The 1,173-nt window shown below is 37.4% G+C and carries 1 pseudogene; it reads left to right on the forward strand.

Annotated elements, in window-relative coordinates:
- Positions 1-597 (forward strand): annotated as a pseudogene (locus FTV34_RS17590) (hypothetical protein); the annotation flags it as partial.
- Positions 598-1,173 lie beyond the last annotated feature (576 nt).

Here is a 1,173-nt window from a genome sequence, read left to right on the forward strand (position 1 = left end):
CAAAAAGAAAAAGACCAGGAACAACGTTCCCCTGAAGAATTAACCAAAATTGCATATAGCGTTATTTCGCAATATAACGACGCTATAGCCACAGAAGCGAAAAACATAGCGTCATCTATCCAAAAAACAGAAATCGAGCAAATAAACGCTGTTTTGGAGCAAATAGAGCTATCTAAAAGCGATATTAAACACCAAAAAGAAGAACTAGGAAAAAGACCCCTGTTTTTTGGCGGAAAATGGGATACAGCAAATGCTGAAATTCAGAAGCAGTTGAACCAGCTGGAAGAACAAGAACGAGAATTGAGGAATAACTCCCCTCGATTTGAGCCTGAACGCTATACAGATCGGGCAAAACTGACTGTAAACAAGGCTAATCCAAACCTAAAAGCTAAATATGACCGAGCAAGAAATTATCTTGAGCGAGAACAACAACGGAAGTTAGCCGAACAGGAAAAACGAAAACAAGAAGCCAAAGCCATACAAGAACAAGAAAAACAGGCATTTTTTGCACGTAAAGCCTTGCGTGAACAAGGTAAGCATGAAGAAGCCAACAAGATGCTTGAAGCCGAAAAGCGGAATAGACCACGTTCAAGATAGGTATATCTATGGTGCAAAATATATGATTTTGCACCATAGATATACCTATTCTTTTTGGTGTTTATTAAAATTATCTAAACAATACATGGTTTTACAGAGCGAGTGTCTACGAGCGAACTAGCAATATTCGACCCTCGACCCTCTGAAAAACCGCTTTTAAATGACTTGAACCCTAGAAAATCTATATTTTCATGTTGAAATCTGCACCTAGACCGAGCGAAGCGAGCATAAAGCCTTATGAGCGAAGCGAATTCATAGTTGCTTTTGCTTTTAGATTTCACAAACAGGATTAACCGAAAAATTGCCCCTCGAAGCGAGCTTGCGAGCTTCAATAAAGTACGAGCTTTAGCGAGTACATAGGGCAATTTTGACCCCTCCCCTCTTTTTTAATTTTTTTATTTTTTTTAATTTTTAGGGTGACTGAAATCCTTATATAGCAATGGTTTCAGACTTTATATAGCAACGTTTATCTTGCAATATAGCAACGTTTATCTTGCAATATAGCAACGTTTATCTTGCAATATAGCAACGTTTATCTTGCATATTACAACATTGTTATATAATGTTGCTATAACA

Source organism: Acinetobacter sp. YH16038 (genome assembly GCF_013417275.1).
In the GTDB taxonomy this organism is placed as follows: Bacteria; Pseudomonadota; Gammaproteobacteria; order Pseudomonadales; family Moraxellaceae; genus Acinetobacter.